This is a genomic window from Muriicola sp. E247 (assembly GCF_041358175.1).
GTDB lineage: Bacteria > Bacteroidota > Bacteroidia > Flavobacteriales > Flavobacteriaceae > Muriicola.
The window spans coordinates 120,660-146,424 of sequence record NZ_JBGKBE010000005.1; the positions used below are offsets into that span (position 1 = coordinate 120,660).

Here is a 25,765-nt window from a genome sequence, read left to right on the forward strand (position 1 = left end):
AAAGAAAGAATATGTTACTCAACGTATCGTATAACAACAAGGAAATTACCCAAAAAATAGATGAGGAAGTGGGCAAACCATTTCCCCTGAAAGATCGATGGGCCATGGGCGGAATTGGGTCGCCAAAGTTATTTATTACCGAAGCCAGCCTGGAAATCAGAAATCTCCTTATTCTTGACAACAACCTGGATAGCTGCAATGTAGAGATAAGACCGAAAGGAATTATTGTCAGATTTCGTTCTCTGCTCGAAACCTTTGCTCTGGTCATCCCATTTTACAAGCTCACTATTTATAAAGGCGATCTGGCCGTATATTCCATCTATCGCGACCATTACTTTATCAAAGTGAGATCAGACACCAAGGCAATTCAGAAATTCTTTAAAAAATTGATGGATTACAAAGCCGACAATGCGCCTACACATATTGAAGATCTCTAACCGATGAAAATTTTCCTGACCGGAGCCAACGGATATATTGGGATGCGCCTTTTACCTAGGCTATTAGAGCTGGGCCATGAGGTAGTCTGCGCCGTAAGAGATCAGAAACGGCTTTCTGTTGATGAGGAAACACTATCACGTATTGAGATAGTAGAAATTGATTTCCTTAAAGAGGTGAAAGCCGATTTAATCCCAGGGGATATTGATGTAGGTTATTACCTCATCCACTCCATGAGTTCTTCTACCCAGGATTTTGATGAAAAGGAAGCCCTGTCTGCCGAAAACTTCAATACCTATATGAATCAAAGTGGGGTAAAACAAGTCATTTACCTCAGTGGGATTGTCAATGATGAAGAACTTTCAAAGCATTTAAAATCGAGGAAAAATGTTGAAAATATCCTTTATCAGGGATCCTATCACCTCACCGTGCTCCGGGCCGGGATTATCGTAGGCTCAGGGAGCTCTTCTTTCGAAATTATCCGGGATCTCTGTGAAAAGCTGCCTGTAATGATTACCCCAAAGTGGGTTTTGACCAGGACACAGCCAATTGGAATAAGGGATGTGATCAATTTCCTTTCCGGAGTATTGGGCAGAGAAGACACCTATGACGATTCATTTGATATTGGGGGAAAAGATATTCTTACTTACAAGGAAATGCTGCATCAATATGCGAAAGCCAGGGGTTTTAAAAACTGGATAATCACCGTGCCCATTATGACACCCAAATTATCCTCCTACTGGTTGTACTTTGTGACTTCCACCTCCTATAAGCTGGCCGTAAATCTGGTAGATAGTATGAAGATGGAAGTTGTGGCCAGAGACAACCGCCTGCAGGACCTTCTCAAGCTGGAATCCCATACTTATATGGAAGCCATCGACATGGCATTTAAAAAAATTGAACAGAACCTTGTTATCAGTAGCTGGAAGGACAGTATGGTAAGCGGGCGGTTTCAGAAAAACCTCGAAAAATATATTCAGGTCCCTAAATACGGGGTTTTGAAAGATGAAAAGAAGATAAAAGTAGATGATCCCGACCAGGTTTTGCGGAATATCTGGAAAATAGGAGGAGAACAGGGCTGGTACTACGGGAACTGGCTATGGAAAATCAGGGGCTTTATCGATAAGCTTACAGGCGGAGTGGGTCTACGCAGGGGACGTACACATCCCGATAAGATTTATCCCGGAGATTCCCTCGATTTCTGGAGGGTGCTGCTGGCAGATAAAAAAGGAAAACGCCTTCTCTTATTTGCAGAGATGCGATTGCCGGGTGAAGCCTGGCTGGAGTTTAAGATTGACAAGAACAATGTCCTTCACCAGACAGCTACTTTCAGGCCCAAGGGACTCAGAGGTCGCCTATACTGGTACTCCATTGTCCCTTTTCACTACTTTATTTTCGGAGGAATGATTCGAAATATTTCCAGGGCAAAAACCTGAGGTCCCTACGACGGCTCCTTGTTCCAATTTACAGAAGGCTAATCTACCGCCCGTGGCAGGAATATTTCGGCCATCATACAGCGTGCACTACCGCCACCGCAAGTCTCAATGGTTTCCAGGGGACTGTGAAGGATCTCACAATGCCGGTTAATTGCCGTGATCTGTTCGGGTGTCAGACTTGTAAACGCAGCTGAACTCATCGCCAGATACCTTTTTTCCTCTTTCCCAATGACCTGAAGCATATTTCCAGCAAAATTTTGCAGCTGAACTTCGGTGATAGCGATGATCTCTTTTCCGTCTTCTTTAAGGTGGTTCAAAACGTTCCTTCGTTCCTTTTTGTCGTCTATCGCATCGAGACAAATTACCACAAAGGTTTCTGCTATACACATCATGACATTGGTGTGATATATGGGCATTCTGCTGCCATCTACCGACTGGTAAGCGGTAAAAATAATTGGCGTACATTCCATATCCTCGCAAAATTCTATAAAAAGCTCTTCATCTGCTCTGGGGGATAAGGCACAATAAGCTTTCTGGTGATCCCTGTCCATAATAATACTGCCTGTCCCCTCTAAAAACAGACCCTCTTCTTCTGCCGAGGTATAATCGATGACCGTTTTGATCTCAAATCCTTTTTCTTCCAGAACATCCAGAATATCTTCACGTCGCTCCCTGCGTCTGTTCTCGGCAAACATCGGATATAATCCTACGGTACCACTTGCGTGAAAAGACACCCAGTTGTTTGGAAAAATAGAATCAGGGGTATCTCTTTCATAAATATCGTCTACAACTATCACATCAACTCCCTTTGATCTCAAAAGGGACACAAATTGGTCGAACTCCTGCTGGGCTCTCAGGTTGATCGTCTGATTTTTTATATCGATATCTTCCTGGAAATAGTTGTTGACCGCAGTTTCCTCGTTCATTCGAAAACGAACCGGTCTCACCATTAATATGGTATTTGTAATCTGCATAGAAGGAAAAAATTTGCAGGCTAAAGGTAGCTCTTTAACCGGATTTTTTTGATGGACTTCCACCTTTATTTTATCGGAAGAAATTGCTGGAGTTAGTCTCTGATCAGGGGCAGGGTACTACATCGCAGAAGGCCTTCCTGTTTGCCGATTTCGTTGTATGGAACTTCCTCTACCGTAAATCCCTGATCCCTTAACCAGTTGTTGAGACGGGTAAAAGATCGCTCAGAAACGATCACTTCAGGTGAAATAGAGAACACATTGCTGAACATCTGGTACATTTCCTCGCTGTCAATTTCAAAGACTCGATCTTTTCCAAAGTAGTTCAGCAGCCATTCGTATTCCTCTTCCACAAGAAAGCCGTTTTTATGAAGTATGGCCTTGTCTCTCCCAATAGGCTGAAAACAACAATCGAGATGAAGGGCGTTCTGTTTTGGATCTGTATTTGATTTTCTCAGATCGAAGGATTTTACTTTTTTATGCGGAAAAGCTTCTTTTAAATAGGCAACCGCTTCGGTATTGGTCCGTGCGGTGATATAGTCGGAATAGTCTTCTCCCCTGTAGGTTCCAACAAATATATAATCCTTCCAGGGCATCACATCTCCCCCTTCTATATGGACGGGTTCAGGTGGGATAAGGATTTTATTGGGGTCGATGACATCGAGAACATGGATAATTGCTTCAAACTCCTTTTCCCTTTCAGGAAGGATATTAGCTTTGATGAGTTTATCCTCAATAACAAAAGCGATATCTCTCGAAAATATCTGATTGCAATTCTCCAGGACCTCAGGCCTGAATACTTTAACCCCATGTTTCCTGAGCACGCTGTTAAATGCCTCCATTTCACCTATCATATCCTTTTCCCTTGGATAGGTCCCTGCCAGGATATGTTCAAGCGATTTGGGGTCATAGGCTTCCTCCGGCTTTGGGATAGGGCCGGGACTGTTAGCAATTCCAAGGACTACTGCTTTTAGCGGGGAAGTCTCATCCCTTACATTAAGTTGAAGCATAGATAGCTGCCTAACGCTTTTTTAGAGGAACGAAAGGTCGTTCATTCTCGCCTATGTATACTTGTCTCGGCCTGCCTATGGGTTCTCCCCTCAATCGCATTTCGCGCCACTGGGCAATCCAGCCGGGTAGTCTACCCATTGCAAACATTACGGTAAACATCTCCGTAGGGATACCCAAAGCCCTGTAAATGATCCCGGAATAAAAATCTACATTGGGATACAGTTTTCGCTTTACGAAATAAGGATCTTCGAGGGCCACCTTTTCAAGGCCTTTAGCAATAGAGAGAATAGGATCTTCGATCCCTAAATCACCAAGAACTTCATCTGCTGCCTTTTTGATAATCTTGGCGCGGGGGTCAAAGTTTTTGTAAACCCTGTGGCCAAAGCCCATCAATCGGAATGGATCATCCTTGTCCTTGGCTTTATTCATATATTTCTGTGTATCACCTCCGTCTGCTTCTATAGCCTCCAGCATTTCCAATACCGCCTGGTTGGCCCCACCGTGCAGAGGACCCCATAGGGCCGATATACCCGCCGAAAGAGACACAAAAAGTCCGGCATGCGATGATCCCGTTATTCGCACCGTAGAAGTGGAGCAGTTCTGCTCGTGATCGGCATGAAGGATAAGGAGCTGATCCAGGGCATCAATGACAATCTTATTCTTTACATACTCCTTATTGGGTCTCTTAAACATCATTTTGTGGAGGTTCTCCACATAGCCCAGGGAATCATCCCCATAGTCGAGAGGAAGTCCTTTTTGTTTCCGCATTGTCCAGGCTACCAAAACCGGAAATTTTGCCATTATCCTGATAATGGCCCAGTACATTTCTTTCTCCGAAGAAATATTTACGGAAGAAGGATTAAAGGCTATTAAAGCACTGGTAAGGGAGGAAAGAACTCCCATCGGGTGAGCCGATTTTGGAAAGGCATCAAGGATCTTTTTCATCTCCTCGTCTACATGAGATTCCTGCCTGATGTCTTCGTGGAACTGTTCTAGTTCTTCTTTATTGGGTAGTTCCCCAAAAATAAGGAGGTAAGCAACTTCGAGAAAATCAGCCTTTTTAGCTAATTCCTCGATATTATATCCGCGATAACGCAAAATACCTTTCTCCCCATCGAGATAGGTTATTGCACTTTCGCAGGAGCCTGTGTTTTTATAACCGGGATCCAGCGTGATCATTCCCGTAGAGGAACGCAGGGTTTTGATATCTATGGCCAGTTCCTGCTCTGTGCCTTCAACCACAGGGAATTCGTATTTTTTTCCTTCGTATTCGAGTATTGCTTTGTCTTTCATGCAGGTGATTTTGAGATTATTTTGACGGGATGTTAAAGGTAAGAAAAAGGGGCCTTCTTAACAATTCTAAGCAAGGCTTTATACGTACACAATGAACATTTTTAGAAGAATTTATCAGAGTGATAAAAACATCTGTCTAATTTTGAATACTATAGAGTTTCTGATAGTATTCATCGACAGATTTCTTCCAGGTAAAGCGCATTTTTTTGGCCTCAGACTTAATCGTCTTCCATTTCTCAGGTTTGTTCTGATAAATATCCAGGGCCTCATCAAAACAACTGAGCATATTGGCGATCTTGTCATCATAACTGTCCCCGTCAAACGCGAAGCCCGTTTTAAGATGAGATACAGTGTCCTTTAATCCCCCCGTACTGTGTACAAGGCATGGATTACCGTTTCTCATGGCCAGCATCTGACTAATCCCACAAGGTTCAAACTGACTGGGCATAAAATACAAATCAGTTTCCAGATAAATAGAGTCGATCACATCTTCAGACTGCCCGTTAAAAAATATAAAGTTTTCCTGTTCCCGGCTTAGTTTCCTGAACAACTCCTCATATTCAGGAGCCCCTGTCCCAAGGACCATATAGATGCCGTTTACTTTTTCAAGTTTCTCTAAAATAGCCAGAAGTGCCTCAGGCGATTCCTTAAAGAAAAAGAATTTTTGCTCTGTTAGTCGGGCAACACTGGAGCAAATAAATTTTGGTTTTTCGTATAAATAGGGAAGTAACTTTTCCCCGGTATGAGCAAGAAAATCGGCTTTGTATTTCTTTGACTCTTCCTGCAGCCAACCAAAAATAGCCTTTACGGCATTTTTAAAGAGCATATTCCGTTTTGCCGATCGAATGTTTTTGTAGTTACTCCCATTTAATATCCCAAACAAACGACCCTGATTATCGGCCTGCAGAAGATCCTTCTCAAGCGACTCTCCTCCAATGAATTCAGGCGGTCTGCTGGGCTGTAAAATATCCCGTTTATACGAAGGTGAAACCGTATGAACCGCATCAGCAAGCCTTATCCCTGTTGCCATAAGGTTTATACAGTCCTGATAGCGATAGTCCATCAGTCGTTTTATATCATAGCTCACTTCGGGAAACCAGGTATTGACCGATGCCTCATTCCCTTCAAAAGGACGGATGCCCTGTATGGCCAGGTTGTGAATGCTATAAACAAATCTGTATTTCTTAAGGGAAGCGTATTTGGCGTGATAGGTTTTTAGAAAGAGTAAAAGACTCGTATGCCAGTCGTGTAAATGCACAATGTCTAAAGTTCCAAAAGCCTCGTTATTGATCGCTGTGGCCACTGCTGTGCAAAAGATGGCAAATTTGTTCGAATCAGTGAAAAACGGCTTCTCCGGATCATTGTGATAAATTTTACCTATCTCTCCTGCCTTAATCTCCGGATGGTGAATTACATAGTGTTGAATATTCTCCAGTTCTTTCTTGGGTGGCACCTTGTAGAGTTCGGCCGTATAGGGTCTCCCGTTTAAACTAAAGCTAAGTTCTGACAAGAATTCCCCATTGAGATGTAATCTTGAATAGCTCGGAACCACCACATGAACCATATCACCCCGTTCGGCAATCTGCCTGGGTACGTCACGTACCACATCTCCCATTCCTCCTGCTTTGCAATTAGGAATGGCGTCATTTTCGGCGGCGACAAATAAAAAGTGATTCATAGATGAGTTCTGGAAATAAGGGAAGTTAAAAAAAGCCTTTCAATTTACGAAAGGCTTTTCTATTCTTAACTGATTATTAATGTCCGACCTTGAACGCATCGACACCCGGATAATGGGCAACTTCACCCAGTTCCTCCTCAATGCGAAGCAGTTGGTTGTATTTGGCCATCCTGTCTGAACGAGAAGCAGAACCAGTTTTAATCTGCCCGGTATTAAGGGCAACTGCCAGATCGGCGATGGTATTGTCTTCAGTCTCCCCTGATCGGTGAGACATCACGCTTGTATACCCGGCATTCTTAGCCATGTTTACAGCTGCTATGGTTTCTGTGAGTGTTCCTATCTGGTTGACCTTAATGAGGATTGAATTGGCGATACCTTCCGAGATCCCTCTTGAAAGTCTTGTGACATTGGTCACAAATAAATCGTCTCCCACCAATTGTACCTTATCTCCTACCAGATCAGACAAGATCTTCCATCCATTCCAGTCATTTTCATCCATTCCGTCTTCAATAGAAATAATTGGGTATTTGGCACAAAGTTCAGCCAGGTATTTCGCTTGCTCTTCCGAAGTTCTCACGGCTCCTTTGTCCCCTTCAAATTTTGTGTAATCGTATTTGCCATCCACAAAGAATTCGGCTGCGGCACAATCAAGGGCTACCATTACCTCATCGCCAAAAGAATATCCTGCATTCTTAACAGCAATGCTTATTGTATCTAAAGCGTCTTCCGTACCTTCCAGGGTTGGGGCAAATCCACCTTCATCTCCTACTGCAGTACTTAAACCACGATCGTGCAGTACTTTTTTAAGATGATGAAATATTTCCGTTCCCATCTGTATGGCATGCGAAAAACTCTTCGCCTTTACGGGCATCACCATGAATTCCTGAAAAGCGATAGGTGCATCGGAATGCGATCCGCCATTGATAATATTCATCATGGGTACTGGAAGGGTATTGGCACTTACCCCGCCTACGTACCTGTATAGTGACATCCCCATTTCGTTTGCTGCAGCTTTGGCAACCGCAAGAGAAACACCCAGGATAGCATTTGCTCCGAGTTTAGACTTGTTTGGGGTACCATCTAGTGAGATCATGGTCTGGTCAATCAGATTCTGATCAAACACCATCATCCCCCTAATTTCTTCAGCTATCTTAGTATTGACATTTTCGACCGCATTCATAACTCCCTTCCCCATATAGGCTTTCCCGCCATCTCGTAATTCAACGGCCTCATGTTCCCCGGTAGAAGCACCGGAAGGCACGGCTGCCCGGCCCATTACACCGTTTTGTGTTACCACATCTACCTCTACGGTAGGATTACCCCTGGAGTCAAATATCTGACGGGCATGGACATCTAGTATAATACTCATAATTCTTGCTTTTTATGGGTTGATTTCTTTCATTTCAAAGATACAAAAGGCCCCGGTGAATCGTGAAGATTCCTCAAAAAATGGTTGATCTCCCTTCTTTTTTTATACTGAAACTCCTGTATTAGAATGCTCTTTAATCAATTGAAAAAACTGATCGAATAAATAGGAAGCATCATGTGGCCCCGGACTCGCCTCAGGATGGTACTGCACAGAAAAGACATTTTTATCTTTCATCTGTATCCCTGCTACTGTTTTGTCATTGAGATGTTCATGAGTGATCACCAGTTCAGGATGTGCCTCCGTTTCTTCTCTGTTTATAGCAAAACCGTGATTCTGGGAGGTAATTTCCCCCTTCCCAGTTTCAAAATTGATCACCGGGTGGTTGATTCCCCTGTGTCCGTTGAACATTTTATAGGTAGAAACCCCGTTTGCCAGAGCAATAATCTGATGCCCCAGACATATTCCGAATAGTGGCTTGTCCTGGGCGATGATTTCCCTTGCCGTTTCAATTACTCCTTTCAGTGGTTCCGGATCTCCCGGGCCATTTGAAATAAAGTATCCGTCGGGATTCCATACCTTAAGCTCTGAGAAGGGAGTATTGTATGGGAACACTTTAATATAAGCATCCCTTGCTGCAAGATTTCTCAGGATATTCTTTTTGATTCCTATGTCAAGTGCCGCAATCCTGTAGGTTGCGTCTTCCTTTCCATAGTAGTATGGTTCTTTGGTCGATACTTTTGAAGCAAGCTCCAGGCCTTCCATGCTGGGTATCTTTTTAAGTTCAGCTTTGAGGGCATCCAGCTCATCTACTCTTGTTGAAATCACCGCATTCATGGCCCCGTGATCCCGAATATAACTTACCAGGGCTCGCGTGTCTACATCAGAAATAGCAAAGAGCTTATTATTGTTTAGAAATTCTAAGAGGCTTTCATCAGCGTCCGGCCTGGAATAATCATAACTGAAATTTTTGCATATGAGGCCGGCAATTTTTACAGAATCTGATTCAATCTCTTCGTTATGGGCCCCGTAATTCCCAATATGGGCATTAGTCATCACCATCAACTGTCCAAAATAGGACGGATCTGTAAAAATTTCCTGATAGCCGGTCATTCCCGTATTAAAACACACCTCTCCAAAGGCCGTGCCATCAGCATTTCCAACCGATTTACCATAAAAAATAGTTCCATCTGCCAGCAATATGAGTGCTTTCTTCTTGGTTTGATATTTCATTAAACTGCAATTTTTTGGTTTCACAAATAAACATAAAAAAAGGATAGACTTGCAGGTCTATCCTTTTCAAATTTTAAAGACATTATGAACATCCTATTCTTTGGAGTCATCTGTTTTTGTTTCTTCTGCGTCCTTGGCTTTCTCCTTCTTTGGAGCTTCAGCTTTAGGCTCTTCAGTTTTGGTTTCCTTTTCGGCTTTAGGAGCTTCAGCTACTTCCACCTCTTCAACGCTTTCAGCTGCAGGTGCTGCGGTAGCTTCTGCTTTCTTAGAGCTTCTGCCTCTACGCGTAGATTTCTTTTTCTTTGGCTTCCCGGCATTGTAAATTTCATTGAAATCCACCAATTCGATCATCGCCATATCAGCGTTATCACCCAGACGGTTTCCCAATTTGATAATTCTGGTGTATCCTCCTGGTCTGTCCCCTACTTTTTCTGCAACTGTGCTGAACAATTCAGATACTGCATATTTATCTCTTAGGTTTCTGAATACGATTCGCCTGTTATGGGTTCCTTTTTCCAATGACTGATTATTTTCAGCTTTGGATTTAGTGATCAGGGGCTCAATAAACTGTTTCAGGGCCTTGGCCTTGGCTACAGTGGTATTGATTCTTTTATGTTCAATCAGGGAACAGGCCATATTGGCCAGCATAGCCGACCTATGTGCCGTTTTCCTACCCAAGTGATTGATTTTCTTACCGTGTCTCATGCTTATGTACTATGTGTTCTTTTGGTTCAGTATGCCTTCTAGGGCAACGAAACAGAACTTAAATTAATCTTTATCCAATTTGTATTTTGACAAATCCATTCCAAAATTCAAGCCCTTGTTGATCACAAGTTCTTCTAATTCTGTCAGGGATTTTTTTCCAAAGTTCCTGAATTTCATCAGGTCGTTCTTGTTAAAAGATACAAGGTCTCCCAATGTATCCACCTCTGCTGCTTTTAAGCAATTGAGGGCTCGAACTGACAAATCCATATCCACGAGTTTTGTCTTGAGCAATTGCCTCATGTGCAAAGACTCCTCGTCATAAGTTTCCGTCTGAGCAATCTCATCAGCTTCAAGGGTGATACGCTCATCAGAGAACAACATAAAGTGGTGAATAAGAACCTTTGCTGCCTCAGTGAGTGCTTCTTTAGGGTGAATTGAACCGTCGGTAACGATTTCAAAAACCAATTTTTCGTAATCGGTCTTTTGTTCAACCCTGAAGTTTTCGATGCTGTATTTTACGTTCTTTACCGGAGTAAAGATGGAATCGACAGCGATGCTTCCAATAGGTGCACTTGATTTCTTATTTTCTTCAGCCGGTACATAACCTCTGCCTTTTTCGATGATCAACTCCATGTTGATACTTACCTTAGGATCCATATTGCAGATCACAAGGTCTGGATTCAGTACCTGGAAACCAGAGATAAACTTCTGAAAGTCTCCAGCTGTAAGCTGTTCTTTCCCACTGACAGAAACTGAAACGGTTTCTTCGTTAACATCGTCGATCTGCCTCTTGAAACGAACTTGTTTTAAGTTGAGAATAATTTCCGTAACGTCTTCTACAACACCTTCGATTACCGAAAATTCGTGTTCAACCTTATCTATCCTTACCGAAGTAATGGCGAATCCCTCCAGGGAGGAAAGCAATACTCTTCTAAGTGCGTTCCCAACAGTTAGACCATATCCGGGTTCCAAAGGGCGGAATTCAAATTTCCCTTCGAAATCTGAGGAATCGATCATTATAACTTTATCGGGTTTCTGAAAATTAAATAATGCCATAGTCGGGTATATGTGGTTTATTTAGAGTATAACTCAACGATTAATTGTTCTTTGATATTCTCCGGAATTTGAAGGCGTTCTGGAACGGCCACAAAAGTTCCTTCTTTCTTTTCGCTATTCCAGGTGATCCATTCGTATACACTGCTGTTAGCGGAAAGAGAATCTGTAATAGTCTGTAATGATTTTGACTTTTCCCTTACTCCAACTACGTCACCCGGTTTAAGAGAGTAGGAAGGGATATTCACGACATTACCATTAACAGTAATATGTCTGTGAGAAACTAATTGTCTCGCACCCCTTCTTGAAGTGGAAATACCCATTCTGTAGACTACGTTGTCTAGCCTGGCTTCACATAATTGAAGTAAAACTTCCCCGGTAACACCTTTGCTTCGGTTAGCCTTTGCAAAAAGGTTTCGAAATTGTCTTTCCAGAATACCATAAGTATACTTGGCTTTCTGCTTCTCCATCAGCTGGATAGCATATTCTGATTTTTTTCCACGGCGTCTGTTGTTACCGTGTTGTCCCGGAGGGTAATTTTTCTTTTCAAACGACTTGTCGTCGCCAAAAATCGCTTCGCCGAATTTACGAGCGATCTTAGATTTTGGTCCTGTGTATCTTGCCATCTTCTTTAAAATTAAAAGTGTGATTATGAATTAAGGCTTATCCTTCGATAATCGTAACTACACTTTTGTGAGAAATTAATTATAGGATATAATGATTAAACTCTTCTTCGTTTGGGCGGTCTGCAACCGTTATGAGGCATAGGAGTTACATCGATGATCTCAGTAACCTCTATTCCGGCATTGTGCAGGGAACGGATGGCAGACTCGCGGCCATTTCCCGGTCCTTTTACGTATACCTTCACTTTCCTTAACCCGGCTTCATGTGCTGTTTTTGCACATTCTTCTGCAGCAATCTGTGCAGCGTAAGGAGTATTCTTTTTAGAACCTCTGAATCCCATCTTACCTGCCGACGCCCATGAAATCACATCCCCTTTTTTGTTGGTCAGGGAAATAATGATATTGTTGAACGACGCAGTAATATGAGCCTCACCAGTAGATTCAACAATTACCTTACGTTTCTTGGTTGTTTTTGTACCTGTCTTTGCCATGTTACGCCTTATTACTTAGTAGCCTTTTTCTTGTTGGCCACAGTTTTTCTTTTTCCTTTCCTGGTCCTGGAATTATTCTTGGTTCGTTGCCCGCGTAACGGAAGTCCGGATCTGTGCCGGATTCCACGGTAACAACCGATATCCATCAGCCTTTTGATATTCAGCTGGTTCTCGGACCTCAATTCGCCTTCTATCTTGTATGAAGAAACCACGTCCCGGATTCTCCCGATCTCGTTATCATTCCAATCAGACACCTTCGCATCAGCATTTACCTTTGCTTTGTCCAGAATTTCCTGAGCTCTGCTCTTACCAATTCCGAAGATGTAGGTAAGGGCTATAACACCTCTTTTTTGTTTTGGGATATCTACCCCTGCAATTCTTGCCATAATTACCCTTGTCTTTGTTTGAATCTGGGATTCTTCTTATTAATTACGTACAACCTGCCTTTCCTGCGAACAATTTTGCAGTCGGCACTTCTTTTCTTTATCGATGCTCTTACTTTCATGTCTCGAGTTTCTTAATATCTATATGTAATTCTGGCCTTACTCAAGTCGTAAGGACTCATCTCAAGTTTTACCTTATCCCCGGGCAATAATTTAATATAATGCATGCGCATTTTTCCCGAGATATGAGCAGTAACCACATGTCCGTTTTCCAGTTCAACCCTGAACATGGCGTTAGACAATGCCTCTATGATACTTCCATCCTGCTCTATTGCTGCTTGTTTGGCCATATCTTATGCTACTTTTCTGTTCTTTCCTGTTTTCATAAGTCCGTCGTAATGACGGTTCAATAGGTAGGCATTTACCTGCTGCACGGTATCTATGGCAACCCCTACCATAATAAGCAGGGAGGTACCTCCGTAAAACAGTGCCCAGCCTGCCTGTATATCCATCAACTTCACTACTATAGCCGGCAATACCGCCAAAAAGGCCAGAAATATTGAACCGGGAAGTGTAATCAATGACATGATTTTATCTAAAAAACTACCCGTTTCCTTTCCCGGTCTGATTCCGGGAATAAAACCACCACTTCTTTTCAGATCGTCCGCCATTTTATTGGTTGGGACAGTAATGGCCGTATAGAAATAGGTAAATATGATGATCAACAAGGCAAATAAGATGTTATAAGCCAGACCAAATATATCCTGGAACTGAACTTCCATCCACTGACCAATTGCTGTGTCATTAAACGTTCTGCCAAGTAATCCCGGGGCAAACATAATTGCCTGTGCAAAAATGATTGGCATTACCCCTGAGGCATTCAACTTTAACGGAATATACTGCCTGCTTCCCATTATATTTTTTTCGTATCCTCCTGAGGCCGATCTCCTGGCGTACTGCACAGGGATCCTGCGGGTAGCCATCACCAGTAGCACACTCGCTAAGATGACAACAAACCAGAGGATTACTTCAACCAGGATAAGCATAGGACCTCCATTTCCGTCCCATCTCGTGATCGCTTCCTGTACAAAAGCCTGAGGCATTGTTGCAATAATTCCGATCATAATAAGGAGGGAAATACCGTTTCCAATCCCCTTATCCGTGATTTTTTCCCCTAACCACATGGCAAAGACACAGCCTGTCACCAGTATGATCACAGAAGGTACAATAAAGCCTAGTCCTTTTCCGAGAAGGAAAGCACTATCGGGAACTCCAAGTGCCCCAAGGCTGTACAAATAAGCAGGCGCCTGAACGATACAGATTCCGATAGTCAACCATCGGGTGATCTGATTTTTGGTCTTCCTGCCGCTTTCTCCCTCTTTATCGAGCTTTTGGAGGTACGGTACTGCTATCCCCATCAGCTGCACCACAATGGATGCCGAAATATAAGGCATGATCCCAAGGGCAAAAACAGAAGCATTCGCAAATGCCCCTCCTGTAAATGCATTCAGAATACCGAGGATACCTTGTTCTGTATTTGAAGATAAGGCTGCCAATTGTGAGGTATCAATACCGGGAAGTACCACCTGTGCACCAAAACGGTAGACAAGTAAAAGGCCGAGGGTCATCAGAATCCTGTTCCTCAGCTCTTCTATCTTCCAGATATTAGATATGATCTCAAAAAATTTCTTCATAGAGCCTACTCTCTTATAATGTTATCGCTTCTCCTCCAGCCGCTTCAATTGCTTTCTTGGCGCTGGCGGTATACTTGTGTACTGTTATTTTCAGTGGAGCTTTGAGTTCACCTCCTCCGAGTATTTTAACCAAATCGTTTTTACCGGCCAGGTTATTTGCAATGAGGTCTTCTAACCCCACTGATTTTTTTACTGCGCCGTTATCTACCAGCTCCTGTAGTTTATCGAGATTGATTCCGCGATATTCTACCCGATTGATATTGGTAAATCCGAACTTGGGTACTCTTCGTTGTAAAGGCATTTGTCCCCCTTCGAATCCAATCTTTTTAGAATAACCAGAACGGGATTTGGCTCCTTTATGCCCTCTTGTGGCGGTACCGCCTTTCCCGGATCCCTGGCCTCTACCGATGGTCTTTCCATCCTTATGGACAGAACCTTCTGCTGGTTTTAAATTGCTTAAATTCATTTCAACACTTATTTCTTAAGCTTCTTCTGTAGAAACCAAATGTTTAACTTTATTGATCATACCAAGGATATTAGGCGTATCGTCGTGAACAACCTGTTGTCCAATTTTACGCAGTCCTAGGGCTTCCAGGGTCCTCTTTTGATTCTGAGGTCTTTTAATCCCGCTTTTTACCTGAGTAACTTTAATCTTTCCCATCGTTCCTTATCCTTTAAAAACTTTTTCCATGGCGATTCCACGCTGTGACGCTACTGTTTTGGCATCTCTGAGTTGCAGCAGGGCATCAAATGTAGCCTTCACCACATTATGAGGGTTGGAAGATCCCTGAGACTTAGACAAAACGTCCTGTACTCCTACGGATTCCAATACCGCCCTTACAGCACCACCAGCAATAACTCCTGTACCATGAGAGGCAGGTTGAATGTATACTCTGGCTCCTCCGTATTTCCCCTTTTGTTCATGGGGTAAAGTTCCTTTGTTCAAAGGAATACGAATGAGATTCTTCTTAGCATCTTCAATGGCTTTCGCGATCGCGGTAGCAACTTCCTTGGATTTCCCAAGACCATGGCCAACAACTCCGTTTTCATCTCCTACAACCACGATGGCAGAAAAACCAAATGCTCTTCCCCCCTTGGTTACCTTGGTTACCCTTTGAACGCCTACCAGGCGGTCCTTAAGTTCGAGGCCTCCGGGTTTTACTGTTTCTACATTCTTGTATTTGCCGTACATAGTATCTATTAAAATTTTAATCCACCTTCTCTGGCACCTTCGGCCAATGATTTTACCCGTCCGTGGTACAAATTCCCTCCACGGTCAAAAGCTACAGTTTCAATACCGGCTTTTTTAGCTTTCTCGGCCAGCGCCTTCCCTACCAGGGCGGCAATTTCCATTTTTGTCCCTTTGCTTTTACTCAATTCTTTATCTCTTGACGAGGCAGCAACCAGGGTTTTGCCCTCATTGTCATCTATAACCTGTGCATAGATTTCATTGTTGCTTCTGTAAACAGACAATCTTGGTCTTTCTGCCGTTCCAAAAGAGATTTTTCTGATTCTCTTACGGATACGATCTCTTCTTTCTGTTTTTGATAATCCCATAATCTTACTCTTATGCTGATTTACCTGCTTTTCTTCTCAATTGTTCCCCGACAAATTTGATTCCTTTCCCTTTGTAAGGTTCAGGTTTGCGGAATGAACGTATTTTGGCTGCAATTTGCCCTATTAACTGCTTGTCGTGCGACGTTAGTTTAATGGTTGGGTTTTTACCTTTTTCAGAAGTGGTTTCCACCTTTACTTCCGGTGCAAGGTCAAAAACGATATTGTGAGAAAATCCGAGAGCAAGGTCTAATTTCTGACCCTGATTGCTCGCTCTGAATCCTACACCTACCAATTCCAATTCCTTCGTCCAACCCTTGGATACTCCCTCGATCATATTGTAGACCAAAGATCTGTACAGTCCGTGTTTTGCCTTGTGCTCTTTTGAATCAGAAGGCCTGGTGATCCATACTTGTCCGTCTTCCACTTTGATCTCAACGGCAGAGTATTCCTGAGTAAGTTCACCCAGCTTTCCTTTTACCGTAATGATATTCTCCTTGACCTCTACGGAGGTTCCCTCTGGGATCGCTATCGGATTGTTACCTATTCTAGACATTTCTTTTTAACTTTTATCGGTTTAATAAACGTAGCAAAGCACTTCGCCCCCAACATTTTCTTTTTTGGCTCGTTTGCTGGTCATCACCCCGTGTGAGGTAGAGACAATCGCTACACCCAAACCATTTAAAACCCTCGGCATATCATCAGATCCGGCATATTTACGCAATCCCGGCTTACTGATTCGCTGAATTTTTTTAATAACAGGCTCTTTGGTCTGCTTATCGTATTTCAAGGCAATTTTAATTATACCCTGAACTTTATCATCCTCGAATTTATAACTCAGGATATACCCCTGATCAAATAAAATCTTGGTGATTTCTTTCTTTAGATTGGAAGCTGGTACCTCAACAACCCTGTGACCCGCCCTGCTGGCGTTTCTAATTCTTGTCAAATAATCTGATATAGGATCTGTTAACATCTTCTTGCCTTTTATGGTGTTACCAACTTGCTTTTTTAACTCCCGGAATCAATCCTTTATTAGCCATTTCCCTGAACATTACCCTGGACAAGCCAAAAGTTCTCATATAGCCCTTTGGTCTCCCTGTGAGTTTGCAACGATTGTGCATACGCACCGGAGAAGCATTTCTTGGCAATTTTTGTAATGCCTCGTAATCTCCGGCCTCTTTCAAAGCTTTTCTCTTCTCAGCGTATTTTGCTACTGTTTTTGCCCTTTTACGTTCACGGGCTTTCATTGATTCTTTAGCCATACTAATTCTTTTTAAAAGGTAGTCCCAGTTCTGCTAAAAGGGATTGTGCTTCTTTATCGGTTTCGGCGCTGGTCACAAAGGTGATATCCATCCCGTTAATTCTGTTGATCTTGTCAATATTGATTTCGGGGAAAATGATCTGCTCCGTAACTCCGAGGTTGTAATTCCCTCTTCCATCAAAACCGGTAGCTCTGATTCCCTGAAAATCACGTACCCTTGGTAAAGCCGTTGTTACCAATCGATCAAGGAACTCGTACATTCTTTCTCCTCTCAAAGTAACTTTGGCCCCGATAGGCATTCCTTTTCTGAGTTTGAAAGACGCCACATCCTTTTTGGATATTGTGGAGACTGCTCTTTGCCCGGTAATGTTTGAGAGTTCTTCAACCGCGTGGTCGATGAGCTTCTTATCGGCTACAGCGGCACCTACACCCCTGCTCACAACAATCTTCTTCAATTTAGGCACCTCCATAATGTTCTTGTACCCGAATTCCTCCTGCAACGCTTTTATCACGCGCTCTTTGTATTCTTTCTTTAATCTTGGAACGTAAGTCATAACTATATTACCTCGTTAGATTTCTTTGAAACCCGTACTTTTTTACCATCTCTGATCTCAAAACCAACCCTTGTGGTCTCTCCCGACTTTCCGTCGATCAGAGAAAGATTAGAGATATGGATAGGAGCTTCTTTTTTAACTATTCCCCCCTGAGGGTTCTTGGCGCTAGGTTTTTCATGCTTAGACACCATATTGACGCCTTCTACAATCGCCTTATTCTTCTGTAGGTCTACAGTAACCACCTTACCCTCTGACCCCTTATGATCACCGGCTACTACTCGTACTGTATCTCCTGTTTTTATTTTTAATTTCATTGTCTTGTCTGATTATAGCACCTCAGGAGCTAATGAAACAATCTTCATAAATTGTTTGTCCCTGAGCTCTCTCGCTACAGGACCAAATACCCTGGTTCCTCTCATTTCCCCGGTTGGGTTAAGAAGTACACAGGCGTTATCGTCGAAGCGGATATAAGAACCATCTGGTCTTCGGACCTCTTTCTTGGTGCGTACTACTACTGCAGTAGACACGGCTCCTTTTTTTATGGTTCCGTTAGGTGTAGCTTCTTTTACAGAAACCACAATCTTATCTCCAACAGAAGCATATCTTCTTTTGGTTCCTCCCAGTACACGAATGGTCAACACCTCTTTCGCCCCGGTATTATCTGCCACTTTAAGTCTAGATTCTTGCTGTAACATAATTATTTAGCTCTTTCAAGGATTTCTACCAATCTCCAGCACTTAGTCTTACTCAAAGGTCTGGTCTCCATGATCTTTACAGTATCACCAATTTTGCAATCGTTGGTTTCATCGTGTGCAACATATTTCTTTGTCCGCAATACGAACTTACCATACATAGGATGCTTTACCCGCTTTACTTCAGAAACCACAATTGATTTCTCCATTCTATTGCTGGTTACAACGCCTACTCGTTCTTTTCTTAAATTTCTTTTTTCCATAAAGCAGAACCCGTTATTGGTTTTCCCTTTTTGTTAATTCTGTGGCCAATCGTGCTACTGTCCTTTTCACCTGCCTCAGTTGAAGAGGATTTTCAAGTGGTGTTACAGCGTGAGCCATTTTCAAATCGGCATGTTTCCTTTTGAAATCGGACATCTTTTCCTTTAATTCCTCTACCGATAATTCTTTTACTTCTGATTGTTTCATGATCTTCTATATCAGTATCATTAAGCGGCATCGTAATCTCTAGCCACAATAAATTTTGTCTTCACCGGTAATTTCTGAGCAGCAAGCCTTAAAGCTTCCTGAGCCACATCCATAGGAACCCCTGCAACTTCGAACATGATTCTTCCCGGTTTTACAACCGCAACGAAATATTCCGGTGCTCCTTTTCCTTTCCCCATCCTTACTTCAAGAGGCTTTTTGGTAATAGGCTTGTCTGGAAATATTTTAATCCAAAGCTGACCTTGTCTTTTCATGTATCTTGTAGCAGCAATCCTTGCAGCTTCAATCTGACGTGATGTAATAAAGCTGGATTCCAATGACTTAATTCCAAACATCCCATTAGAGAGTAAGTGGCCTCTTCCGGAATTTCCTTTCATTCGGCCCTTCTGCGCTTTACGAAACTTGGTTCTTTTCGGCTGTAACATCTTTTCCTACTTTATTAATTTATTTTCTTCTACGTTTTCTTCCGGAGTCGGACTTATCCTTGCCCGTCCCTTTAGACATTCCTACTAAGGGCGACAAATCTCTTTTTCCGTAAACCTCACCTTTCATTATCCACACCTTGATCCCTAATCGTCCGTAAGTGGTATGGGCCTCTTCCATGGCGTAATCAATATCAGCCCTGAATGTAGATAAAGGAATTCGACCTTCTTTATAAGACTCTGAACGTGCCATTTCCGCACCATTCAGCCTACCTGAAATCATAATTTTGATTCCTTCAGCATTCATCCTCATTGCGGCCGCAATAGCCATTTTAATGGCCCTCCTGTAAGAGATCCTGTTTTCTATCTGTCGCGCGATACTGGCAGCAACCAGGTTTGCATCAACTTCGGGTCTTTTGATCTCAAATATGTTGATCTGAACCTCTTTATCTGTAATCTTTTTAAGCTCCTCCTTCAGTTTATCCACTTCCTGGCCACCTTTTCCGATAATGATTCCGGGTCTTGCGGTAGTGATGGTAACAGTGATCAACTTCAATGTTCTTTCGATGATGACTCTGGAAACACTTGCTTTGGCCAATCGGGCGTAAACATACTTCCTGATTTTATCGTCTTCTGCGAGTTTATCCCCGTAATCGTTCCCTCCGTACCAGTTAGATTCCCATCCCCTGATTATACCCAGTCGGTTTCCTATTGGATTTGTCTTTTGTCCCATACTAAGCTTCTGTATTATTGTTAGCGCCTAAAACCAAGGTTACATGGTTTGAACGTTTTCTTATCCTGTGAGCCCTTCCCTGGGGTGCAGGTCTGAGGCGCTTTAGCATTCTGCCAGAATCAACGCGAATCTCCTTCACGAAGAGTTCTACTTCTTCAATATCGGCATCTTCATTCTTCGCCTGCCAGTTAGCGATGGCTGACAACAAGAGCTTTTCCAGCCTTCGGGAAGCTTCCTTAGGATTAAACCTAAGAATTGCAAGGGCTTTTTCAACCTCAGCACCCCTTACAAGGTCTGCTACCAAACGCATCTTACGAGGCGAAGTAGGGCAATTGTTTAATTTCGCGAAGGCGAGCTCTTTCTTCTCTGCCTTTATTCTTTCGGCCATTTGTTTTTTTCGAACTCCCATAGCTTACTTTTTACCTTTATTTTTCGCTCCGGCATGACCGCGGAAAGATCTCGTAGGCGAAAATTCACCCAATTTATGTCCTACCATATTCTCGGTAACATAAACAGGAACAAACTGCTTCCCATTGTGTACCGCGATAGTCTGGCCTACAAAATCTGGTGTGATCATGGAAGCTCTTGACCATGTTTTGATGACGGTCTTTTTATTCGAATCTACATTCTGTCTTACCTTTTTCTCCAGGCTCAGGTGAACGTAGGGTCCTTTTTTTAGTGAACGTGCCATTTCTTTCTACTTTTTATTTCTTTCTACGTTCTATTATATATCTGTTGGTGTCCTTGGTCCTGGAACGAGTCCTGTAACCTTTTGCAGGAATACCATTTTTCGATCTTGGATGTCCTCCGGACGCTCTTCCTTCTCCACCTCCCATTGGGTGGTCTACAGGGTTCATAGCTACCGGTCTGGTCCTTGGTCGTCTACCCAACCAGCGACTTCTTCCTGCTTTACCGGAAACGATCAGCTGATGATCCGAATTGGAAACAGCACCTACGGTGGCTAAGCAATTTCCCAGTACCATTCTGGTTTCCCCGGATGGCAATTTAATAGTTACGTATTTCCCCTCTTTAGCCATAAGCTGAGCAAATGTTCCGGCACTTCTCGCCATCACTGCTCCCTGGCCGGGGCGTAATTCAATACAGGAAATGATCGTTCCCAAAGGAATTTCATTCATAGGTAACGCATTTCCAATCTCAGGTGCAGAACCGGCTCCTGATGTGACCTTCTGGCCTATCTGTAAACCATTTTGCGCAATGATATAACTCTTTTCCCCATCCTTATACTCAATAAGAGCAATAAAGGCGGTTCTGTTTGGATCGTACTGAATCGATTTCACCTCGGCGTTAACACCGTGCTTCATCCTTTTGAAATCGACTAAGCGATACCTTCTTTTGTGACCTCCACCTCTATGGCGCATGGTCATCTTTCCATGACTGTTTCTACCTCCGGACTTTTTTAACGGAGCAAGCAAGCTTTTCTCCGGCTTATCAGCAGTAAGCGCGTCAAATCCGTTTACTACTTTAAATCGCTGTCCTGGAGTGATCGGTTTTAATTTTCTAACTGACATTTGGTGTCTTTATAGATTACTGTAAAAATCAATGACATCACCTTCCGCAACATCAACAATTGCCTTTTTATAAGCCTTTGTCTTCCCTTGTTGTACCCCTGTTTTGGTGTACTTGGTCTTGCGGGTTGGACCATAATTCATGGTTCTTACCTTCTTTACGGATACCCCGTATGTTCCTTCAACCGCATCCTTAATCTGCAATTTATTGGCCCCGGGATTTACAATGAAACCATAGCGGTTGTGTAACTCACTATCGGCTGTCATCTTTTCCGTTATGATTGGTTTTATTAACACACTCATGATTTCCTATTTATTTAAGTTGGCCTCTATACCTTCCAGCGACCCTTCTAATAGCACAATATTATTTGCATTTAATATTTTGTAAGTGCTTAATTCTGAGTTAGTTATAACCTCAGAACCTTCCAAATTGCGCGACGACAAATATACGTTATTATTTGATTCGCCCAAGACAAAGAGGGACTTTTTATTTTCCAGTCCGAGACCTTTGAGAACCTTTAGAAAATCCTTGGTCTTGGGGCTCTCGAAATTAAAGTCCTCAACCACCATAATCGCCTTTTCCTGATTCTTGATACTCAGTGCCGATTTACGGGCCAGACGCTTCAGGTTCTTATTGAGCTTAAGGCTGTAATCCTTAGGCCTTGGCCCAAAGATCCTACCCCCACCGCGAAAGATAGGCGACTTGATGCTACCTGCCCTTGCGGTTCCGGTTCCCTTTTGCTTTTTAATCTTACGGGTACTCCCCACAATTTCAGCTCTTTCTTTGGCCTTGTGAGTACCTTGTCTCTGGTGAGCCCTGTATTGTTTTACATCCAGGTAAATGGCATGCGTATTAGGCTCTATCTTAAAAACAGCATCAGAAAGGTCTGCCTTTCTCCCTGTTTCTTTTCCTTTGATATCTAAGACTGCTACCTTCATTATTTCTCGATCGTTATATATGCGTTTTTATGCCCGGGTACACACCCTTTCACAACAATCAGGTTTTTTTCCGGAACTATTTTTAAGACGCGCAGGTTTTGAACAGTTACCCGTTCTCCGCCCATTCTTCCGGCCATTTTCATTCCCTTGAATACTCTGGCGGGATATGAAGCTGCACCGATAGATCCAGGAGCTCTTAAACGGTTGTGCTGTCCGTGGGTAGCCTGTCCGACACCGGCGAAGCCATGTCTTTTAACAACCCCCTGAAAACCTTTACCTTTTGAAGTTGCAGTTACATCCACAAACTCCCCTTCCACAAACAGATCTACCCCAAGGGTATCTCCCAATTTGTGCTCTCCTTCAAAATCACGGAATTCGACGACTTTTTTCTTGGGAGAAGCACCTGCCTTTTTAAAATGTCCCTTTTCGGACTTCTTAGCACGATTTTCTGCCTTGTCATCGAAACCGAGCTGAAGGGCATTATACCCGTCTACCTCTTCGGTTCTGACTTGGGTAATCACACATGGTCCTGCCTCAATGACCGTACATGGAACATTCTTTCCATTGTCGTCAAAGATGCTGGTCATGCCTACTTTTTTTCCTATTAACCCAGACATACTATTTATTATTAATTGTTTTTACTATTCTAAATTACCTGACAAAAAAACAGGGCCAAAAATAATTCGACCCCGAATATATTTTTGTTACCGTTTTTCCTTCGCAAATCGCTCCGGACATGTCGCGGAAAGCATCCTGCCTTCCAATTCTTTTATCACACCTTAATCTCTACTTCCACCCCACTTGGCAGCTCTAATTTCATGAGCGCGTCGATGGTTTTGGAAGAAGAACTGTAAATATCAAGTAATCGCTTGTAAGAGCTTAATTGAAATTGCTCTCTCGACTTCTTATTTACATGAGGTGAACGTAAAACTGTAAAAATCTTTTTGTGTGTAGGCAACGGGATAGGTCCTGTTACTACAGCTCCGGTAGTTTTTACTGTTTTAACTATCTTCTCGGCAGACTTATCTACCAGGTTGTAATCGTATGATTTTAACTTTATTCTGATTTTCTGACTCATCTCCTAAGAATTAAGCGGTTACCCCTTTGGTTGCTTTTATCACCTCTTCTGCAATATTTGTAGGTGTTTCGGCATAGTGCGAAAACTCCATTGTACTTGTTGCCCTACCTGAAGATAGCGTCCTCAGAGCAGTAACATATCCAAACATTTCCGAAAGCGGCACCTCTGCTTTGATCACTTTGGCCCCGGCTCTGTCGTCCATGTTGTTTACCTGTCCTCTTCGTCTGTTAAGGTCACCTACTATATCACCCATGTTCTCTTCCGGCGTAAGCACCTCTAACTTCATTATCGGCTCCATCAGCACGGCACGGGCGGCTTTGGCGGCCTCTTTATAGCCTAGCTTGGCAGCCAATTCAAAAGAAAGAGAATCCGAATCCACCGGGTGGAAGGATCCATCTTTCAGGACTACCTTCATGCTATCCATTTCAAATCCGGCCAAAGGACCGTTTTTCATAGCCTCTCTGAATCCTTTCTCAACAGAAGGAATGTATTCTTTAGGAATATTACCCCCCTTGATCACATTGACGAATTCGAGTCCGGGTTTATCTTCCGTAGAAGGCTCCATGGTAAATACGATATCCGCAAATTTACCTCTACCTCCTGTTTGTTTCTTGTAAACCTCTCTGTGATTAGCAGGTCTTGTGATCGCTTCCTTGTATTCAACCTGAGGTTGTCCCTGGTTGACATCAACCTTAAACTCTCTTCGGAGACGATCGGTGATGATATCAAGGTGAAGTTCTCCCATTCCTGAAATAATCGTTTGGCCTGAAGCCTCATCTGTTTTTACCTGGAATGTAGGATCTTCTTCCGCCAGTTTGGCAAGGGCCATCCCTAATTTATCCACATCAGCCTTGGTTTTTGGCTCCACAGCAATCCCTATTACAGGATCGGGGAAGTTCATACTTTCAAGGACAATAGGGTGTTTCTCATCAGAAAGGGTATCCCCTGTCTTGATATCTTTAAATCCAACAGCAGCTCCAATATCACCGGCAGCAATAGAATCTACTGCGTTTTGCTTGTTGGAGTGCATCTGGTAGATACGAGATATACGTTCTTTATTTCCAGATCTGTTATTTAAAACATAGGATCCAGCATCCAGTTTTCCTGAATACGCTCTGAAAAATGCCAGTCGACCCACAAAAGGATCTGTTGCAATCTTAAAAGCAAGTGCAGCAAAAGGTTCTTTAATATCCGGTTTCCTGGAGATCTCAGCACCTGTATCGGGATTTACTCCTACAATCGCTTCCTTATCCATAGGAGAAGGAAGGTATCGGCATACGGCATCCAGTAAAAATTGTACTCCTTTATTCTTAAAGGAAGAACCACAGATCATTGGAATAATACTCATATCCATAACCGCAGCTCTCAGGGCAGCATGTACTTCATCTTCTGTGATGGAATCTTCGTCTTCGAAGAACTTCTCCATCAGGGTTTCATCGTACTCAGCTACAGCCTCAATAAGCGCCGCTCTGTATTCCTTCACCTCAGCTTCCATTTCAGCCGGGATATCGATCACATCAAACGTTGCACCTAGATCTTCCTCATTCCAAACAATTGCTCGGTTTTTAACCAGATCAACTATCCCTCTAAAATCAGCTTCATCTCCAATGGGAAGTACGATTGGCACAGCGTTGGATTTCAACATATCCTTTACCTGCTTGCACACGTTCAGGAAGTTGGCACCCTGCCTGTCCATTTTATTGACAAATCCCATTCTCGGCACCTTGTAGTTATCTGCCAGACGCCAGTTGGTCTCAGACTGAGGTTCAACTCCGTCAACAGCACTAAAAAGGAATACCAGACCATCGAGAACCCTCAAAGATCGGTTCACCTCAACGGTAAAGTCAACGTGGCCGGGAGTATCGATGATGTTAAAGTGATAAGGCTTTGACTCATCAGTAAGCTGACCGTTTTTCATTGGGAAATTCCAGGTACAGGTTGTGGCGGCGGAAGTAATAGTGATTCCTCGCTCCTGCTCCTGCTCCATCCAGTCCATGGTAGCAGCCCCATCATGAACTTCTCCAATCTTGTGGCTTACACCAGTATAAAAAAGGATTCGTTCTGTGGTTGTGGTTTTACCGGCATCAATATGAGCGGCAATACCTATATTTCTTGTAAATTTTAAATCTCTAGCCATCTTGCGTA

The 25,765-nt window shown here is 43.0% G+C and carries 38 protein-coding genes; 2 read left to right on the forward strand and 36 right to left on the reverse strand.

What is annotated here, in order from left to right; genetic code table 11:
* Nucleotides 1–11 precede the first annotated feature (11 nt).
* Together ACA086_RS09275 and ACA086_RS09280 are read left to right on the forward strand one after the other, a co-directional pair.
* Entirely contained in the window at nt 12–437 is a 426-nt protein-coding gene (locus tag ACA086_RS09275) for a hypothetical protein (RefSeq protein ID WP_371003037.1), read from the forward strand.
* 3 nt (nt 438–440) lie between these two features.
* Nucleotides 441–1,871 (forward strand): SDR family oxidoreductase, encoded by a 1,431-nt coding sequence (locus tag ACA086_RS09280; RefSeq protein WP_371003038.1) that lies wholly within the window; start codon nt 441–443, stop codon nt 1,869–1,871.
* 38 nt (nt 1,872–1,909) lie between these two features.
* On the opposite strand, the gene ctlX is transcribed toward ACA086_RS09280, so the two are convergent.
* The 36 genes from ctlX to fusA all read right to left on the reverse strand — a co-directional run bounded on the left by ctlX (nt 1,910) and on the right by fusA (nt 25,757).
* Nucleotides 1,910–2,845 carry a citrulline utilization hydrolase CtlX gene (gene ctlX / locus ACA086_RS09285; protein WP_371003039.1) on the reverse strand — a complete coding sequence of 312 codons (936 nt, stop codon included), beginning with the start codon at nt 2,843–2,845 and terminating at the stop codon, nt 1,910–1,912.
* A 92-nt stretch (nt 2,846–2,937) separates the two neighbouring features.
* The gene (locus ACA086_RS09290) at nt 2,938–3,852 is read right to left on the reverse strand and encodes a dimethylarginine dimethylaminohydrolase family protein (protein WP_371003040.1); all 915 of its coding nucleotides are present in this window, start codon (nt 3,850–3,852) and stop codon (nt 2,938–2,940) included.
* A 10-nt stretch (nt 3,853–3,862) separates the two neighbouring features.
* Nucleotides 3,863–5,146, reverse strand: coding sequence for a citrate synthase (locus ACA086_RS09295; protein ID WP_371003042.1), 1,284 nt, complete (start codon nt 5,144–5,146; stop codon nt 3,863–3,865).
* A gap of 136 nt (nt 5,147–5,282) precedes the next feature.
* On the reverse strand, nt 5,283–6,824 hold the full coding sequence (locus tag ACA086_RS09300) for a glycogen synthase (RefSeq protein WP_371003043.1): 1,542 nt from the start codon (nt 6,822–6,824) through the stop codon (nt 5,283–5,285).
* A 76-nt stretch (nt 6,825–6,900) separates the two neighbouring features.
* A complete protein-coding gene (gene eno / locus ACA086_RS09305) occupies nt 6,901–8,193 on the reverse strand; it encodes a phosphopyruvate hydratase (RefSeq protein WP_371003044.1) in 1,293 nt (430 codons plus the stop codon).
* Between the two features lie 102 nt (nt 8,194–8,295).
* Nucleotides 8,296–9,423, reverse strand: coding sequence for a glutamine-hydrolyzing carbamoyl-phosphate synthase small subunit (gene carA / locus ACA086_RS09310; protein WP_371003045.1), 1,128 nt, complete (start codon nt 9,421–9,423; stop codon nt 8,296–8,298).
* Nucleotides 9,424–9,516: 93 nt separating this feature from the next.
* Entirely contained in the window at nt 9,517–10,128 is a 612-nt protein-coding gene (gene rplQ, locus ACA086_RS09315; protein ID WP_371003046.1) for a 50S ribosomal protein L17, read from the reverse strand.
* A gap of 63 nt (nt 10,129–10,191) precedes the next feature.
* A complete protein-coding gene (locus tag ACA086_RS09320; protein WP_129605521.1) occupies nt 10,192–11,184 on the reverse strand; it encodes a DNA-directed RNA polymerase subunit alpha in 993 nt (330 codons plus the stop codon).
* A gap of 17 nt (nt 11,185–11,201) precedes the next feature.
* On the reverse strand, nt 11,202–11,807 hold the full coding sequence (rpsD, locus tag ACA086_RS09325) for a 30S ribosomal protein S4 (RefSeq protein ID WP_371003047.1): 606 nt from the start codon (nt 11,805–11,807) through the stop codon (nt 11,202–11,204).
* 95 nt (nt 11,808–11,902) lie between these two features.
* Nucleotides 11,903–12,295: a 30S ribosomal protein S11 gene (gene rpsK, locus ACA086_RS09330; RefSeq protein WP_129605525.1), complete on the reverse strand. Its 393-nt coding sequence runs from the start codon at nt 12,293–12,295 to the stop codon at nt 11,903–11,905.
* 11 nt (nt 12,296–12,306) lie between these two features.
* Complete coding sequence (gene rpsM / locus ACA086_RS09335; RefSeq protein ID WP_371003048.1) at nt 12,307–12,681, reverse strand: 30S ribosomal protein S13; 375 nt, start codon at nt 12,679–12,681, stop codon at nt 12,307–12,309.
* 2 nt (nt 12,682–12,683) lie between these two features.
* Entirely contained in the window at nt 12,684–12,800 is a 117-nt protein-coding gene (gene ykgO / locus ACA086_RS09340) for a type B 50S ribosomal protein L36 (protein WP_010519235.1), read from the reverse strand.
* A gap of 12 nt (nt 12,801–12,812) precedes the next feature.
* Complete coding sequence (gene infA / locus ACA086_RS09345) at nt 12,813–13,028, reverse strand: translation initiation factor IF-1 (protein ID WP_013751343.1); 216 nt, start codon at nt 13,026–13,028, stop codon at nt 12,813–12,815.
* 3 nt (nt 13,029–13,031) lie between these two features.
* Nucleotides 13,032–14,372 (reverse strand): preprotein translocase subunit SecY, encoded by a 1,341-nt coding sequence (secY, locus tag ACA086_RS09350; protein ID WP_129605529.1) that lies wholly within the window; start codon nt 14,370–14,372, stop codon nt 13,032–13,034.
* 13 nt (nt 14,373–14,385) lie between these two features.
* The gene (gene rplO / locus ACA086_RS09355) at nt 14,386–14,838 is read right to left on the reverse strand and encodes a 50S ribosomal protein L15 (protein ID WP_369749057.1); all 453 of its coding nucleotides are present in this window, start codon (nt 14,836–14,838) and stop codon (nt 14,386–14,388) included.
* Nucleotides 14,839–14,853: 15 nt separating this feature from the next.
* Entirely contained in the window at nt 14,854–15,033 is a 180-nt protein-coding gene (gene rpmD / locus ACA086_RS09360) for a 50S ribosomal protein L30 (RefSeq protein WP_369749058.1), read from the reverse strand.
* Between the two features lie 6 nt (nt 15,034–15,039).
* Complete coding sequence (gene rpsE / locus ACA086_RS09365; protein ID WP_369749059.1) at nt 15,040–15,564, reverse strand: 30S ribosomal protein S5; 525 nt, start codon at nt 15,562–15,564, stop codon at nt 15,040–15,042.
* Nucleotides 15,565–15,572: 8 nt separating this feature from the next.
* Nucleotides 15,573–15,929, reverse strand: a complete 357-nt coding sequence (rplR, locus tag ACA086_RS09370; protein ID WP_369749060.1) for a 50S ribosomal protein L18 — start codon at nt 15,927–15,929, stop codon at nt 15,573–15,575.
* A 10-nt stretch (nt 15,930–15,939) separates the two neighbouring features.
* Entirely contained in the window at nt 15,940–16,482 is a 543-nt protein-coding gene (rplF, locus tag ACA086_RS09375) for a 50S ribosomal protein L6 (RefSeq protein ID WP_371003049.1), read from the reverse strand.
* 21 nt (nt 16,483–16,503) lie between these two features.
* Nucleotides 16,504–16,902 (reverse strand): 30S ribosomal protein S8, encoded by a 399-nt coding sequence (rpsH, locus tag ACA086_RS09380; RefSeq protein WP_371003050.1) that lies wholly within the window; start codon nt 16,900–16,902, stop codon nt 16,504–16,506.
* A gap of 19 nt (nt 16,903–16,921) precedes the next feature.
* The gene (gene rpsN, locus ACA086_RS09385; protein WP_369749063.1) at nt 16,922–17,191 is read right to left on the reverse strand and encodes a 30S ribosomal protein S14; all 270 of its coding nucleotides are present in this window, start codon (nt 17,189–17,191) and stop codon (nt 16,922–16,924) included.
* A 1-nt stretch (nt 17,192) separates the two neighbouring features.
* Nucleotides 17,193–17,744, reverse strand: a complete 552-nt coding sequence (rplE, locus tag ACA086_RS09390; protein ID WP_371003051.1) for a 50S ribosomal protein L5 — start codon at nt 17,742–17,744, stop codon at nt 17,193–17,195.
* A gap of 2 nt (nt 17,745–17,746) precedes the next feature.
* Entirely contained in the window at nt 17,747–18,058 is a 312-nt protein-coding gene (rplX, locus tag ACA086_RS09395) for a 50S ribosomal protein L24 (protein ID WP_371003052.1), read from the reverse strand.
* Nucleotides 18,059–18,070: 12 nt separating this feature from the next.
* Nucleotides 18,071–18,439 (reverse strand): 50S ribosomal protein L14, encoded by a 369-nt coding sequence (rplN, locus tag ACA086_RS09400; protein WP_129605547.1) that lies wholly within the window; start codon nt 18,437–18,439, stop codon nt 18,071–18,073.
* A 2-nt stretch (nt 18,440–18,441) separates the two neighbouring features.
* Entirely contained in the window at nt 18,442–18,699 is a 258-nt protein-coding gene (rpsQ, locus tag ACA086_RS09405; RefSeq protein ID WP_369749066.1) for a 30S ribosomal protein S17, read from the reverse strand.
* 13 nt (nt 18,700–18,712) lie between these two features.
* Nucleotides 18,713–18,904: a 50S ribosomal protein L29 gene (gene rpmC, locus ACA086_RS09410; protein ID WP_369749067.1), complete on the reverse strand. Its 192-nt coding sequence runs from the start codon at nt 18,902–18,904 to the stop codon at nt 18,713–18,715.
* A 20-nt stretch (nt 18,905–18,924) separates the two neighbouring features.
* Complete coding sequence (gene rplP / locus ACA086_RS09415) at nt 18,925–19,347, reverse strand: 50S ribosomal protein L16 (RefSeq protein WP_371003053.1); 423 nt, start codon at nt 19,345–19,347, stop codon at nt 18,925–18,927.
* 19 nt (nt 19,348–19,366) lie between these two features.
* Nucleotides 19,367–20,077: a 30S ribosomal protein S3 gene (gene rpsC / locus ACA086_RS09420; protein WP_371003054.1), complete on the reverse strand. Its 711-nt coding sequence runs from the start codon at nt 20,075–20,077 to the stop codon at nt 19,367–19,369.
* Between the two features lies 1 nt (nt 20,078).
* Nucleotides 20,079–20,486, reverse strand: coding sequence for a 50S ribosomal protein L22 (rplV, locus tag ACA086_RS09425; protein ID WP_371003055.1), 408 nt, complete (start codon nt 20,484–20,486; stop codon nt 20,079–20,081).
* Between the two features lie 3 nt (nt 20,487–20,489).
* Nucleotides 20,490–20,768, reverse strand: coding sequence for a 30S ribosomal protein S19 (rpsS, locus tag ACA086_RS09430; RefSeq protein WP_369749072.1), 279 nt, complete (start codon nt 20,766–20,768; stop codon nt 20,490–20,492).
* 13 nt (nt 20,769–20,781) lie between these two features.
* Nucleotides 20,782–21,606: a 50S ribosomal protein L2 gene (gene rplB / locus ACA086_RS09435; protein WP_371003056.1), complete on the reverse strand. Its 825-nt coding sequence runs from the start codon at nt 21,604–21,606 to the stop codon at nt 20,782–20,784.
* Between the two features lie 9 nt (nt 21,607–21,615).
* Nucleotides 21,616–21,906 carry a 50S ribosomal protein L23 gene (gene rplW / locus ACA086_RS09440; protein ID WP_369749074.1) on the reverse strand — a complete coding sequence of 97 codons (291 nt, stop codon included), beginning with the start codon at nt 21,904–21,906 and terminating at the stop codon, nt 21,616–21,618.
* 6 nt (nt 21,907–21,912) lie between these two features.
* Nucleotides 21,913–22,542: a 50S ribosomal protein L4 gene (gene rplD, locus ACA086_RS09445; protein ID WP_371003057.1), complete on the reverse strand. Its 630-nt coding sequence runs from the start codon at nt 22,540–22,542 to the stop codon at nt 21,913–21,915.
* Nucleotides 22,542–23,159 (reverse strand): 50S ribosomal protein L3, encoded by a 618-nt coding sequence (gene rplC / locus ACA086_RS09450; protein WP_371003058.1) that lies wholly within the window; start codon nt 23,157–23,159, stop codon nt 22,542–22,544. The genes rplD and rplC overlap by 1 nt, the downstream gene beginning before the upstream one ends.
* A 155-nt stretch (nt 23,160–23,314) precedes the next feature.
* On the reverse strand, nt 23,315–23,620 hold the full coding sequence (rpsJ, locus tag ACA086_RS09455) for a 30S ribosomal protein S10 (protein WP_008613600.1): 306 nt from the start codon (nt 23,618–23,620) through the stop codon (nt 23,315–23,317).
* A gap of 10 nt (nt 23,621–23,630) precedes the next feature.
* Nucleotides 23,631–25,757, reverse strand: coding sequence for an elongation factor G (gene fusA / locus ACA086_RS09460; RefSeq protein ID WP_371003059.1), 2,127 nt, complete (start codon nt 25,755–25,757; stop codon nt 23,631–23,633).
* Nucleotides 25,758–25,765: the final 8 nt, after the last annotated feature.